At 39.8% G+C, this 13,713-nt stretch carries 13 protein-coding genes; 2 read left to right on the top strand and 11 right to left on the bottom strand.

The features are described 5' to 3' along the window. Positions 1-30 precede the first annotated feature (30 nt). Positions 31-762 carry a trehalose operon repressor gene (gene treR, locus CTY48_RS09160; RefSeq protein WP_099468197.1) on the top strand — a complete coding sequence of 244 codons (732 nt, stop codon included), beginning with the start codon at positions 31-33 and terminating at the stop codon, positions 760-762. 49 nt (positions 763-811) lie between these two features. On the opposite strand, the gene CTY48_RS09165 is transcribed toward treR, so the two are convergent. Continuing rightward, positions 812-1,147, bottom strand: coding sequence for a winged helix-turn-helix transcriptional regulator (locus tag CTY48_RS09165; RefSeq protein ID WP_099468198.1), 336 nt, complete (start codon positions 1,145-1,147; stop codon positions 812-814). Positions 1,148-1,344: 197 nt separating this feature from the next. Between CTY48_RS09165 and CTY48_RS09170 the strand changes: the two genes are divergently transcribed. Continuing rightward, positions 1,345-2,280 carry an AEC family transporter gene (locus tag CTY48_RS09170; RefSeq protein WP_099468199.1) on the top strand — a complete coding sequence of 312 codons (936 nt, stop codon included), beginning with the start codon at positions 1,345-1,347 and terminating at the stop codon, positions 2,278-2,280. Between the two features lie 65 nt (positions 2,281-2,345). On the opposite strand, the gene CTY48_RS09175 is transcribed toward CTY48_RS09170, so the two are convergent. The 10 genes from CTY48_RS09175 to CTY48_RS09220 all read right to left on the bottom strand — a co-directional run bounded on the left by CTY48_RS09175 (position 2,346) and on the right by CTY48_RS09220 (position 13,423). Then, on the bottom strand, positions 2,346-3,329 hold the full coding sequence (locus CTY48_RS09175) for a zinc-binding dehydrogenase (protein ID WP_099468200.1): 984 nt from the start codon (positions 3,327-3,329) through the stop codon (positions 2,346-2,348). 1 nt (position 3,330) lies between these two features. Continuing rightward, positions 3,331-4,359 carry a radical SAM/SPASM domain protein, ACGX system gene (gene acgM / locus CTY48_RS09180; protein WP_099468201.1) on the bottom strand — a complete coding sequence of 343 codons (1,029 nt, stop codon included), beginning with the start codon at positions 4,357-4,359 and terminating at the stop codon, positions 3,331-3,333. Between the two features lie 104 nt (positions 4,360-4,463). Further along, positions 4,464-4,679, bottom strand: a complete 216-nt coding sequence (acgA, locus tag CTY48_RS09185; protein ID WP_099468202.1) for an ACGX-repeat peptide — start codon at positions 4,677-4,679, stop codon at positions 4,464-4,466. A 275-nt stretch (positions 4,680-4,954) separates the two neighbouring features. Beyond that, a complete protein-coding gene (locus tag CTY48_RS09190) occupies positions 4,955-5,659 on the bottom strand; it encodes a DUF5710 domain-containing protein (protein ID WP_099468203.1) in 705 nt (234 codons plus the stop codon). 17 nt (positions 5,660-5,676) lie between these two features. After that, complete coding sequence (locus tag CTY48_RS09195) at positions 5,677-6,111, bottom strand: hypothetical protein (RefSeq protein ID WP_099468204.1); 435 nt, start codon at positions 6,109-6,111, stop codon at positions 5,677-5,679. Between the two features lie 13 nt (positions 6,112-6,124). Continuing rightward, positions 6,125-6,964 (bottom strand): endonuclease/exonuclease/phosphatase family protein, encoded by an 840-nt coding sequence (locus CTY48_RS09200; RefSeq protein WP_099468205.1) that lies wholly within the window; start codon positions 6,962-6,964, stop codon positions 6,125-6,127. Positions 6,965-7,152: 188 nt separating this feature from the next. Further along, positions 7,153-8,931 (bottom strand): ABC transporter ATP-binding protein, encoded by a 1,779-nt coding sequence (locus CTY48_RS09205; RefSeq protein WP_099468206.1) that lies wholly within the window; start codon positions 8,929-8,931, stop codon positions 7,153-7,155. Positions 8,932-8,943: 12 nt separating this feature from the next. Continuing rightward, positions 8,944-10,665: an ABC transporter ATP-binding protein gene (locus CTY48_RS09210; protein WP_099468207.1), complete on the bottom strand. Its 1,722-nt coding sequence runs from the start codon at positions 10,663-10,665 to the stop codon at positions 8,944-8,946. A 273-nt stretch (positions 10,666-10,938) separates the two neighbouring features. Then, a complete protein-coding gene (locus tag CTY48_RS09215; protein ID WP_099468208.1) occupies positions 10,939-12,438 on the bottom strand; it encodes an alpha-N-arabinofuranosidase in 1,500 nt (499 codons plus the stop codon). Between the two features lie 31 nt (positions 12,439-12,469). Continuing rightward, positions 12,470-13,423 (bottom strand): glycoside hydrolase family 43 protein, encoded by a 954-nt coding sequence (locus CTY48_RS09220; protein ID WP_099468209.1) that lies wholly within the window; start codon positions 13,421-13,423, stop codon positions 12,470-12,472. Between the last annotated feature and the right edge of the window lie 290 nt (positions 13,424-13,713).

Below are 13,713 nucleotides of genomic sequence, written 5' to 3' on the forward strand. Positions count from 1 at the left end.
TTGTTGTAATAAATACAGTGAGGACTGATTATGCCAAAGACTAAATTTGAAACGATATACATTGATTTAAAACGAAAAATTGAAGCCCAAGAATATAATTACCAGGATCTTCTGCCTTCCGAAAACACTATGGCAGGCATTTATGAATGCACGCGAAATACGATACGCCGTGCCATTCAATCACTGGCGGGGGAGGGCTATGTCCAAAGCATGCATGGCATCGGTGTTCAGGTTATTTATCAGCCGGTTGATCAGGCAGCCTTTACCATCGGCGGTATCGAATCCTTTAAGGAATCGGCGGAGCGAAATCACAGAAAATCGAACACAAAAGTTATACAGTTTACAGAGTTGGTCGCAGATGAGCGCATGGAAAAGCACAGCGGCTTTTCTGCCGGCAGTGAACTTTATTATATACAGCGTGTCCGATATCTCGATGAAAAACCGCTTATTTTGGATATTAATATGTTTTTAAAGGAAGCTGCTCCGGGTCTTACGAAGGAGATTGCAGAGCAGTCCATCTATGAGTATTTAGAAAATGATTTAGGTATGTCCATTCTTACAAGCAAGCGCATGGTTACGGTGGAGCGGATTACCGAGATTGATGAGAAATATTTGGAACTGAATGACTACAACTGTCTTGCCGTCATCAGCAACCAGACCTATAACTCAGACGGTATTCTTTTTGAATACACACAGTCTCGTCATCGCCCCGATTATTTTTGTTTTCAGGATACAGCAACGAGGAAGCGAACTCTGTTTTGATTTCGCTTCCTCGTTTTTTGTATCATAGGATTAGGGTGTAAATTTCTTTCTACTGACCTTCATTCACCATCTTCTGATAACCTAATCCCCATGTCTCCATCGAAGCAATAATCGGCCACATAGACTCTCCCAATTCACTTAATGCATATTCTACTCGCGGAGGTACTTCTGGATATACCGTCCGTGTAACAATACCATCCTCTTCCAAGGAACGCAAACTATCCGTCAACACCTTTTGACTAATGCCTTCCAAATCTTTCTTCAGCTCATTAAAACGCCAAGGTCTGACCCTTAAATTTCGCATAATCAGAAGCTTCCATTTGCTTCCAATCAATGCAACTGTGGTCGCTACAGGACAAGCCGGCATTTCTTCTTTTGTCAGCATATATTCACCTCCATTCGTTCCTATTAGAGTGTTATATTCAAATTATATTCTAACAAACTAAATTGCGCAAGGTAGTTACAAAAAGGTGACTGGGTAATAGATTTGTGCGTACTGTTTTTCTGATGAAGCTTAAATTATAATGAATTTACGAATAGAAAACAGCTTCTGGACAAAAGAGTGCCAGAGAGAGGATCACAATGAATATATTAGCGACAATATTACCGGTATTTTTTATGATAGGTCTTGGCATTTTATCGAAAAAGAAAAAAATTGTTACACAAGAACAGGCATTGGGAATGAACAGTGTTGTATGCAATATCCTATTTCCGATTATGGTGTTTAATGCCTTATTCATCACCAGCTTGGAAGCCTCGGCACTGCTTGTAGTCGGGTATGTGTTTGTACTTCACATTGCAGCCATTTTAGTCGGAACACTCACAGGAAAAATTGTCGGAGGAAAATTTGCACATATCTCCAAATATCTGATGTGCTCCGTGGACGGCGGAAATGTCTGCTTCCCTCTTTATGCAACTATCGTGGGAGCTTCCTATATCGGAAATATTGTTTTATTGGATATTGCAGGTATTTTTATTATCTTTCTCGTTATTCCGCTGATTGTGTCTGCCAAGGAGTCAAATGCTTCGAATATTAAAGCCTTATTGAAACATATTATTTGTACTCCTCTTGTCATTTCACTTATATCAGGCTTCTTACTAAATCGTGTGGGATTATATCAACTGTTGCAGACAACCGGCTGGGATGTAGTCTACACAAATGTAGCTTCCATGGCAACTGCACCGATTGTAGCAATGATTTTGTTTATGATCGGATATCAGTTTAAGATTGAGAAAAGCAGCATCAAACCATTACTTCTCTGCGTTGTATGCCGCATGGCAATTATGGGTGTCGGAGCGGCAATATTTACACAACTTTTCTCTCATCTCGTTGCGGACAAAACATTTTTCATTGCCATTCTACTGTTCTTTATGTGTCCTCCGGCACTGGTACTCATTAATCAGGTTTCACCGTTGTTTAAAGATGAAGATGATGCAAGCTTTATGTCTGCTTTCGTCTCATTGTATATGATAGTAACTTTAGCTGCCTTTACAGGTATCGTGGTATTTGTGGCATAATAAAAATATTAGAAAGAAGAATGAACAGTGAGTGATTTCACTGCTCATTCTTCTTTTTATAGTTATTACAAATCTTTATGGCTATTTACCGATATTACAATTTTTCCGCCTGCCTCACCGTTCTCCAATAGCTCATGAGCTTTCTTGATTTCATCGAAAGGCAATATCTTACCTATTTCTGGCTCTATGCATTTTTCTTCTATGATGGAGAATATTTCATCCATAATATCCTGCGTTGGATAATTGCTGTAAAAGGAGCTTAAATACACACCATTCGGCAGAGCTTTTATCGGATCAAAGCTCTGGTAGGCGCTGCCTCCAAGCTGCCCCGTACTACATATAATTCCATGCTTTTGTAAGAGCTTTGACGTAACTTCGATTGCCGATGGTCCTATCAGTTCCAAAACCTTTGTTATTCCTTGCGGATACTCCTTTTTTACCTGATCCTCCAAAGTTCCATCATCCATCATTGCCATATCTGCACCTATTTTTTTCAGATAGGAAAGTCTCTCTTCTTTTCTCGAAGTGGCAATCACTTTGCTCCCCATCGCCTTACCAAGCTGAATGGCCGCCTGTCCCAAAGCACTAGTTCCGCCATGTACCAAAAGAGTGTCCTCTGCTTTTAATTGCAGACAATCTATCAAAGAGCCATATGCTGTGAAGAAAGTTTCCGGTATTGCCGCTGCCTTTACCCAGTCTAGCTTTGTTCTCATACGAAATACATGACTGATTGGCAACAGCGCGTATTCCGCATAGCTTCCGTTAAAACTGCGTCCCATTCCACCCATTAAGGCTATGACTTTATCTCCTTTTTCAAACCTGCTGTCAGATGGATCTTCAATCACTCCTGCACATTCAATTCCTGGAATAATCGGCTTTTTAATATAAGGTGCATTTACCTCATATTTTCTTAAAACCAACTCTGAATGATTTAAACCAAACGCTATGATTTTTACCAGTACCCAGCCATCTCTTACACTTGGTATCGGTACCTCTGTTATTTCCATCTCTTCAGCTTTACAGCTTCTTATCAATTGTACCGCTTTCATCTTAGCTCACCTCTTTCCAGCATTGCGGGTCCGCAGCATACATATTATGGGTATATCCATAAGAAACTGCCGGACAGCCTCTGCAAAATCTTAACAGCTCACACTTCGCGCACTTTTCAAATTGATCATACTTGCGGTAAGCATTCATCGCGTCTCCTAAAAACAGGTCATACATCTTCCCCTGCAAAGCATTTCCAATTTTGCTCTCCATTCTGCGACAGGCATAAACCTCTCCAGTCGGCAGAATTGTCATATGGCAGTTTGCGCAGTTGCAACCATCATACATAATATTTCTATCAAGCCCCTCCGGTATTTTATAAAGTCCTTTTTCATATAGGAATAAGTTCCAGAGATGATCTTTCAAATTAAAAGTGGTGCCACAGTCTTTATAGGTTTCAAATTTTTCCCATAGCCGTTCCAGCAATGCCTTGTATTCCTCTGGCTCAATATGAGTTTCTTTTTCTATGCTCGTCGGGCAATATCTGGCAAATGCAAAAATATCTACATGATTTTCTACCGCCAAGTCCACAATGTCTTCTATTTCTTTGATATTCGTGCCGGAAACTGTGGTCATAATCGCACAGTGGATTCCAGCTTTTCGAATATATGGAATTGCCTCAAGCGTCGCATCAAAAGAACCCGGCTTGCGAAACCAGTCATGTGTCTTTTTCATGCCGTCAATCGAAAGTTGGTATTTCCGGCATCCATGGTCGTAGAGCCTCTTGCAGACTTCATCATTTAAGTGGAATGGGTTTCCAAGAATTCCAAACGGAATGTTCTTCTCTTTTAGGTATTTGGCAATCAACCAGAAGTCCTTATGTAAAATAGGATCACCTCCGGTGATATAAAAATATGGCAAGCGCTTCATTTTCCTGCACATATCCTCGCAATTATCTATTACTTTCTTTACATCTGGAAGCGTCATTTCATTTAAACACTTGTTATTATCCTCTGAAAAAATATAGCAGTGTTCGCATCTCTGGTCACACTGGTCGGTTATATGAAACTGATATGCAAAATATTCCATCATTTTATAATCTCCTTTATCTTGAAAAAGAATGTACTCATAGGCATTTCTATAATAGGAAGAGGACCGACACCGATTGAGTGTCAGTCCTAGCTGTAACATACCGCTTATTTATCACCTGCTCCACAAGCTGAACCACATGCACTTGGGCTCTGCTCCGCTTCTTTATCGCCTGCTCCGCAAGCCGAACCACATGCGCTTGGCTTCTGCTCCGACTCCTTGTCCCCTGCTCCGCAAGCTGAGCCACATGCACTGGTTGCTTTCTCGTCCGGCTGTACTTTAAAATAAGCTTGAGCACTGAGTTTTTTTGTAAATACTGACATATTCATTTCCTCCTTAAATCGAATGATTTCTGCTACGCTTTTATTATAAAATAGGCGGTCTTATTAAAAAAGTAGGCACATTTTTATTACATAAGAGCAAAAAGAACTATAAGTTACTTTTTTATAACAAACCTCAGTATGCAAATAAATAGCCTGTAACAAGATGAGGCTGTAAGCAGCTTTACTTGTCATAAATTAAAGCCAGCCTCTTAGGATTCTTTACTCCTATGAGGCTAGCTTGGTTTTCTCATTTTTATTCCCATTTATTCCCGTTCCTATACACCGTTTATACTAATGTCTGGCTGTGGGTTACTAACACTGAATAACTTATTTATCAGTCCTTGAGTAATATTAAGGCTCGCCCTATTCTCAATTTCAGTTTCCATATGTAACATCATCATTTCCATTGAACTGCTGACTTCGTCATAATATGGCAAATCAGCTTGAATAGGAATACTAAATTGATTTTTAAGCTTGGCATAGTTTATTCTTTCACTATTTTTATAACAAAGCTTCCCATAAAATGCTTCAGCAGGAACTTCATGTAAAAAATTATCCCCCTGAATACTGTTACAATGCTTACAGTGATTAATATAATAAGTGCTATTAATTGTTCTTGAGTACGATGGAAAATAAGAGAATTGTTCTTTCATATAATTTGCCAGTAAATCAGGCATTTCAAGCACATATGAGAGCAACTGAATATCCGAATTAATTTTATAGCCACTTTCTGTCGAATAGCTTTTATCCGTAGCTAAACATACAACATCGGAGCTTTTTTTACATTTCCAGCATATACGTTCCATCTTTAGAATATAGATATTTTCACAAACAATATTATAAGAGTTGACCCACTTTGCCAATCCTGCCAAATTTGCAATATCATCCACATACCAAGTTTTTATATCTGGATTCCATTTTGCCCCTTTTGACTTTGCCATGTCTTTTTCCTGATATGGGACATTAAGCCGTATCATCATTATTTACTCACTTCCTTCTAAAAGCTTGCTTTTGAATACAAAATCTCTATATTTTTGTTTACTTCATCAGAAGATAAAATACTTTTTAAAGACTCAATAAATTCCTTTTGATTACTACACTCATATTGTGGGTTAAAATCTTCTGCATCATCAACCACATTGCTTCCAACTGTTATTGCAATAGGATAATCGCTTTCCGGTTTTGAATACAGTATTAATAAATTATAAGAATAGTTGTCAAGTAATGGTACTACAACATTAAATTCTGTTGCAAGATTGTACTGTATATCAGTATCCTTCGGCTTAAATTTCCTATTTGATATTTTCCCATAAATAATTCCTCCTGTTTTATCCGAAAGAATATCTGCCTGCTCTCGTAAAATATTATTAGGCAACTCTGCCGCTCTATTTTTTAAAGTTTTTTCATTAAAATTCCATAGATCTAATGACATTACATCTCCTCCTCTATCTTATTGCAAATTGAATTGGCAAATGGTCTGAAAAACTCTTACCATCAATTTTATTGTTTTTTATTAATACTTTATTTCCTATCCTATCTATTATTTTAAAATCCTCCCAAACAAAATTATCTATTAAATCTGGTCTCAATAATACCTGATCAAAAGTGTACCAAAAAAATGATCTATTACTTTGATCGGAATCATAATAATATGTGCCTAATGTACTATCCCGTTTCCCCATTACATGCCACATAGGATTATAATAAAACTTTCTTTCAACCCCATCCACTGTTCTTTTTCCAGTCTTGGCTTTTGCTGTATCCATGGTAGCATTAAAACCGTAGGCGCTGACAACCCCATCTGAAAATGGTTGTAGATTAAAATCACCAACTACCAGCATGCTATATTCGCTCTCATGTAATTGCATTTCTTCGTTATTACAATTTTGCTCTAATATTTCAATACTTTTCGATAATTCATAGGCATTCTGACTCCTCGCCCATTCATCTTTAAACATTGCACTTGGAAAATGCGTTACAATCAAAAGATATTTTTTCTTATGCTCATGTATCTTATATGCATTATAATACGCTTCTTCCTTGTATGGTATAACCTTTAAATTATTTTTAGAAAACAAAACAATTCCTTTATTCTTAGGAAGTATTTGCTGTTCCTCAATTTTCATTCCATTTCTAGATAGTTGTTCTATAAAATACTGTTTGTCCAAATTGTCAGACTCTGCCAACGCGATTATATCTATATTATTCTCTATGCAAGCCTCTGCCAATTCAATTACAAGATTTTTCTTCTTTATATTCCAAAATAGTCCCCTAATATATTTCACCTCCCCTCAAATAATAGTTCCCTTTATTCCTCAAATATACCTTAAATTATACCAAATCCCATTATACTATTCTACAATTATTTTACTAAAGTCAATAACACATTCGCTATGCTTAAGATAAGCGAAACACGGAAAATGGAAGAGCTTGGTTCATCCCTCAGCTCTTCCATTTTACATACTTATATATTTTACACCACATTTGCAAACTGCGCCATATAAAGGTCGTAGTAGGCGCCCTTCTTCTCCATAAGCTCCTTCGCATTACCCTGCTCCACAATTCCGCCATTGTCAATGACAAAAATTCTGTCCGCATTTTGAATTGTTGATAAGCGGTGAGCGATAACAAAGGACGTTCTGCCCTTTAGCAATGCCTCAATTCCCTCCTGAACAAGCAGCTCTGTATGTGTATCGATACTGGACGTTGCTTCATCCAAAATAAGTATTTTCGGCTCGGATATCATCGTCCTCGCAAATGCAAGTAACTGCTTTTGTCCGACGGAGAGTCCCGCACCCCTTTCTTTTAGGACGGTGTCATAGCCCTGCTCCATCTCCATAATAAATTCATGTGCATTTACCGCCTTTGCAGCCTTTACAACTTCTTCCTCCGTAGCATCAAGCTTTCCGTATTTGATATTTTCCCTGACGGTTCCGGCAAACAAGAAGTTATCCTGTGTCATAATGCCCATCTGCTGTCTCAGACTCTCGATTGATATCTTTTTGACATCATAGCCGTCTATGGCGATAACGCCCTTTTGAATATCATAGAAACGACTTATCAGGTTTACTATTGTGGATTTCCCTGCCCCGGTCGGGCCAACAAGCGCTATTGTTTCACCCGGCTTTACAAGAAAGCTCACGTCGTCTAACACCTTGCTGTTCTCATCGTATTCAAAGGATACCTCCCGAAATTCCACCTCTCCCTTGACAGGCGGAAGTGTCTCAACCTCTGCGTCATCAATAATATCTGCCTTTGTATCCATAATCTCAAAAATTCGCTCAGCACCTGCTATATTTGTGATAAGCTGGTTGTAAAAATTACTGAGGTTTAAAACCGGATGCCAGAACATCGAGATATAAGTTGCAAACGCAATCAGCGTTCCAACCGGCACCGTGTCGCTTCCGATAAGCATAACGCCAACATAGAAGAGCATCAGTGTGCCGATGCCCCAGCAAAAATCGACCACAGGTCCAAACGCATCGGCAAATTTTACCGCTGACATAAAGGAGGAACGATGCTCCTCCAAAAGAGTCTCAAAGGTCTCCTGCGTCTCCTCCTCTGCACTGAAGCTTTGAATGATATACATTCCCGAAATATCCTCATGCACAAAAGCATTGACATTGGAACCTTTTTTTCGATGTATCTGCCATCTGACATGTGCCTTTGTCTGAATAATCCATACGCCAATCACCATAAGCGGCAGACTGCTCAGTGCCGCCAGTGCAAGCTGCCAGTTTTTAATAAACATAATAACGACAACAGACGAAATCGTAATAAAATCCGGTATCAGTGTCGTAACGCTGTTTGAAAGCACGTCCTTTAAGGAGTTTACATCACCGATGATTCTTGCCAGTATTTTTCCTGTCGGTCTGCTGTCAAAAAAATGAAAGCTGAGCGTCTGGATATGAGCATACAGCTCTTTTCGTATGGTCAGCAGCACCTTGTTTGACACCTCTGCCATCATATACATTCTGAATTTAATCAAAATAACAAGTATAATGTTTAGAACTGCCGCTAATGCGCCCAGCCTTAACAGCCCCTCCATATCCTTTTGTTTGATATAAACATCAATTGCCTTTTCTATGATGAGGGGATTAATCAGCGTAATGGTGACGCAGCCAAGCATAATAAAAAGCACAATGATAATTTTTGCTTTATATGCCAGCAAATACCGAAACAGGCGAATTAGCGTCACTTTTCTGGCGCCGGCTTCGAGTTGTTCATCTTCTTTTACTGAATTGATTGCCATCTGTCCCTCCTTCTATGCACCAAGCTTTTCGCCGTATTGTGCATGGTATGTCTTATAATATAAGCCTTTCTTTTCCAGTAAATCTTCATGTTTGCCCCGCTCCGCAATCTTTCCTTTTTCCAGAACGATAATTTCGTCTGCGTTTCGTACCGCTGAGATTCGGTGGGCAATAATGATTTTGGTAATACCCTCAAGCTCCTTTAGGTTGTTTTGAATGGTAAATTCCGTCTCCATATCAAGTGCCGAGGTCGAATCATCTAAAACAAGTATCGGCATTTTCTTTGCAATCGCCCTCGCAATGCTGATTCTTTGCTTCTGACCGCCGGATAAGCCGACTCCTCTCTCTCCGATGAGCGTTTCATATTCGTTTTCCATTTTTTTGATGAAGGAGGCTGCATCTGCTTTCTCAAGTGCTTCCTTTACCTCATCGTTTCTAACAATCTTATTTTTTCCCAGCTTGACATTGGAATTGATTGTGTCGGAAAACAAAAATACATCCTGCATAACAAGAGAAATATTTGTTCTCAGTTCCTTCAGGCTCAACTGTTTGATGTCAACCCCATCCAGAAGTATTCTTCCTTCCGCCACGTCATAAAAACGCTGTAGCAGGTTGATAATGGAGGTCTTTCCGGTTCCTGTCGCTCCCATGATACCGATGGTCTTTCCTGCCATAACCTCAAAGGAAATATCCTCTAATATGTATTTGTCATCCACCTGAAAGGACACATTCTCAAATTTGATATCACCCTTTACATCACCTAATAGAATAGGCTGTTCGATTTCCGTGATTTGAGGCTGCTCCTCGTATATTTTTTTAATCTTATTGTTTGAAGCGATTGCGGAAGCAAGGTCGTTAAACAGCCAGCCAAGCATCTCCATCGGCCATACGATATTGCTGCCATATTCCACTGCCGCTCCAAGCGTTCCAAGCGTAATTTCTCCGTTGATTACCAAGGTTCCGCCGTACACAATCGTAATAATCGGAAGAAGCTTTGTAATCAGCTGAAACATAGGCTGATATTTTACGAGCACCTTGGATTGGCGCATATTCAGCTCATAATAACGCTTGTTGTGAGAGAGAAATTTGCTGATTTCAAACTTTTCTCTTGCAAATGCTTTTACAGTTCTCACACCGGCAAGGTTTTCCTGCGCCACGGTGTTTAGCACGGCATTTTCCTCACTGATTTCCTCATACACACCACCGAGCTTGCGCTCCATCATCATAGCAAGTATCGCCACGATCGGCATCGCAATGACAGGAATCAGAAACAGCTTAAAATTGAGGTGGAACATGCAGAACAAAATAATTGTCGTATGTATCGTAACCTCGATGAGAAGCATACTGATATAGCCGAGTGCTGCCCAAATTTTGTCCACGTCATCCTTCACCCTTGCCATCACTTCGCCCGTGTTGGTGTTGTTGAAAAAGTTGATTGAGAGCCCCTGAATATGACGAAACAGTCTCCTTCTCATATCCGTTGCAACCCTTGCACTTATCTTGTCAAAGGTGTATTCCTTTAAATATCCAAATACACAGCGTCCCGCACCGATGAGAAATATCATCATCAGCAGCTGTGTTAAAATCCCGATTTGTCCGTTCCCGATTACATCATCAATAATACGCTTTGTAATCTGGGGCGAGAGCATATCTAAGCTAACCTGTATAACCATGCAGATGATGGCAAACAAATAGAAGTACCAGTTATCCAGTACATAGCTAGAAATTTTTTTCATATTATCCCCTTTCTTTTCCTCTAAGCTCACAAAAAAGCCATGGCAAGACATGCCATGGCTAAAAATACACTGGATTAAAACAGAAAACTGTTATAAATCAATGATGAGCAATAGAGGTAATCTTACATTTAGAAATTGTTATTAAATTTTTTCTTCGCATATCAATTGTAAACATATTTTTTACCTCTCTTTCTTTTTATTTTGATTTTTGCTTTTGTTATTATATCCTCTCGGACAATACTTTGTCAACACATTTTATTGTTTTATAGAAAATTATTCCACGCAGATTTTCATTACGCTGCAAGGCGGAATCTGAAAGCTGATTTCTCTTTTGTTTATTTCTACCTTATCAAAACTCTCCGTATGCACGCGGTTTGGCTCTGCAAAGGTGTTGTGCGCTGTCATATCATTTGTCAGTATCTCTGCCTTTACCGATTTTATCTCTCTCTCAGTCAAAACAGTCTGAATATCATAAGCCTCTGTAAGAGAAAGATTGTTGAGGGTAATATGAATTCTTCCTTCCTCGTCCATCGAAACTGATTCATGGAGGTTTGGAACTTTGTTTTCCTCAGTTCCTACTTCCTCTGTCTTGATATAACTTTCGAGAAGCGTTGCATCCTGATGACATTTATACATATTGAAGATATGATAGGTCGGCGTTAGAACCATCTTCTCGCCCTCTGTCAGTATAACGGATTGCAATACATTGACCATCTGCGCAATGTTTGCCATTTTAACACGGTTGCAATGCTTATTGAAAATATTCAGGGTAATTCCCGCTACAAGCGCGTCTCTCATTGTACTCTGCTGATATAAAAATCCCGGATTTGTGCCTGGCTCCACGTCAAACCAGCAGCCCCATTCGTCTACAATCATCGAGATATTTCTATCCGGGTCATATTTATCCATAATCGCTTCATGTCTGCTCACTAAGGTCTCCATATGCAGTGCCTTCTTCATTGTCTGATACCACATCTCTGCCTTGAAGTCGGTTGCGCTTCCCTTTGTCTGCCAGTTAATTGGAACAACATAGTAGTGAAGGGAAAGTCCGTCCATAAAGCCGTGAAGATGCTCCGGTGCGCTCTCATGTGTTATCTTTAACACTTTTTCCGTCCAGTCATAATCGCCTGCATTTGCTCCGCAGCATACCTTATGAATCTTCTCGTCTGCCTTGTAATTTCTCACATAGGTCTGGTATCTTCTGTACTCATCCGCGTAGTATTCCGGACGCATATTTCCACCGCATCCCCAATTTTCGTTGCCGACACCGAAATAGTCAATTTTCCAAGACTCTTCCTGACCGTTTTCCTTCCTCAAATCCGCCATCGGAGAAACACCGTCAAAAGTCATATATTCCACCCATTCAGACATTTCCTGAACCGTACCGCTTCCGAGATTTCCGTTGATATATGTCTTACAGCCAAGCTGCTTGCAAAGCTCCATAAATTCATGTGTACCGAAGCTGTTGTCTTCCACCACACCGCCCCAGTGGGTGTTAATCATCTTTTTGCGTTTTTCCTTTGGACCGATTCCGTCCTTCCAATGATATTCATCTGCAAAACAGCCTCCCGGCCAGCGAAGCACCGGAATTTTTAACTCCTTCAAGGCTTCAACCACATCATTTCTCATTCCGTTTGTGTTCGGTATGTCGGAATTCTCCCCCACATAGATGCCGCCGTAGATACAGCGTCCCAAATGCTCTGCGAAATGTCCGTACAGCTCAGGGTTGATATGTCCTTCTTTTTTGCTCTCGTTGATAAATAATTTTGCCATAATGCCCTCCATCTGTGCTTTTGCACTTAATTTAAAATTGAAAAACCGGCTTGTTATCGCTGTTCCACTCCAGTTTCATAATCATCGCATGTCTGTTTGGATTATTTAACGGGTCACCGACAATCTCCTCTGTCATCCTCGCATGGTATACCATAATATTCTTTCCGTCTTCATCCACGGTAAAACAATTGTGTCCCGGCCCGTAAATACCCTTTGATACATCTGTCGTCAAGACCGGCTCCTCATATTTAAACCATGAATTAGGGTTAAGCAAATCCGCATCTGCATCTGCCTCCAGCATTCCCATGCAATAGCAAGCACCCGTCGCACTCGCCGAAAAAGTCAAGAAAATTTTATTGCCTCTCTTTATCACAAACGGTCCTTCATTTACCCAGAAACCGACTCTTTCCCAGTCATAGTCCGGTGTTGTCAAAAGAGCCCCTTTTGTCTTTAGCTTCCAAGGCGTCTCCATTTTCGCAATGTAGAGATTGGACGGTGTATGCTCCTCCTCCACCTTCTGGGCCCATACAAAATAGTGCTCGCCCTTATGTTCAAACACCGTCGCATCAAGGGAAAAGTTTGTGAAGGAAACTAAATCATCCTCGGCAATCTGCATCATACCAAGCTCTTTCCATTCTCCTGTCGCAGGATTTTTATCCTCGCATTCGAGGACATAGGGACGAATTTTCCAAACATCCTCCACGTCTCCTGCCGCAAAATAAATGTACCATTTCCCATTAAAAAAATGAAGCTCCGGTGCCCAGATATGGCTTCCCATCACTCCGGTTTTATGTTTCATCCATACCGTGTACTCTTTGGCATTCGTAAGCTCTGCGAGAGCCTTGGCATAGCGGATTATAATTCTGTCATATTCCGGCACAGTTGCCGTAAAATAATAATAACCGTCTGTGTGCTTGATCACATAAGGGTCAGCCCTTTGTAAAATCCACGGCTCATTATAGCGTAAATGTTTCAGTTCACCCATTTGCTCCTCCTTGAAAAAAGGTTTTATTTTATATTTTATTAAACTATTTTATTTACAACTAAATTATAGTATATTTTAGAGCAAATAGCAAATGTTTCTTAAATATATTTAAAATATTTTAGATTTTAAAATAATAAATAAGAAACTGCGAGGTGCGCATAAAAAAACCTGATGCTTACTTATTTTCACAAGTAACCATCAGGTTTTTCTATCTATCACATATATATTTTAAATTCGTAACTGTTTAGATCCAATCTCGAAAACACTACGTGTTTCCTCTGAACAGTTAC

Source organism: Konateibacter massiliensis (genome assembly GCF_900184995.1).
Lineage (GTDB): Bacteria > Bacillota > Clostridia > Lachnospirales > Lachnospiraceae > Lachnotalea > Lachnotalea massiliensis.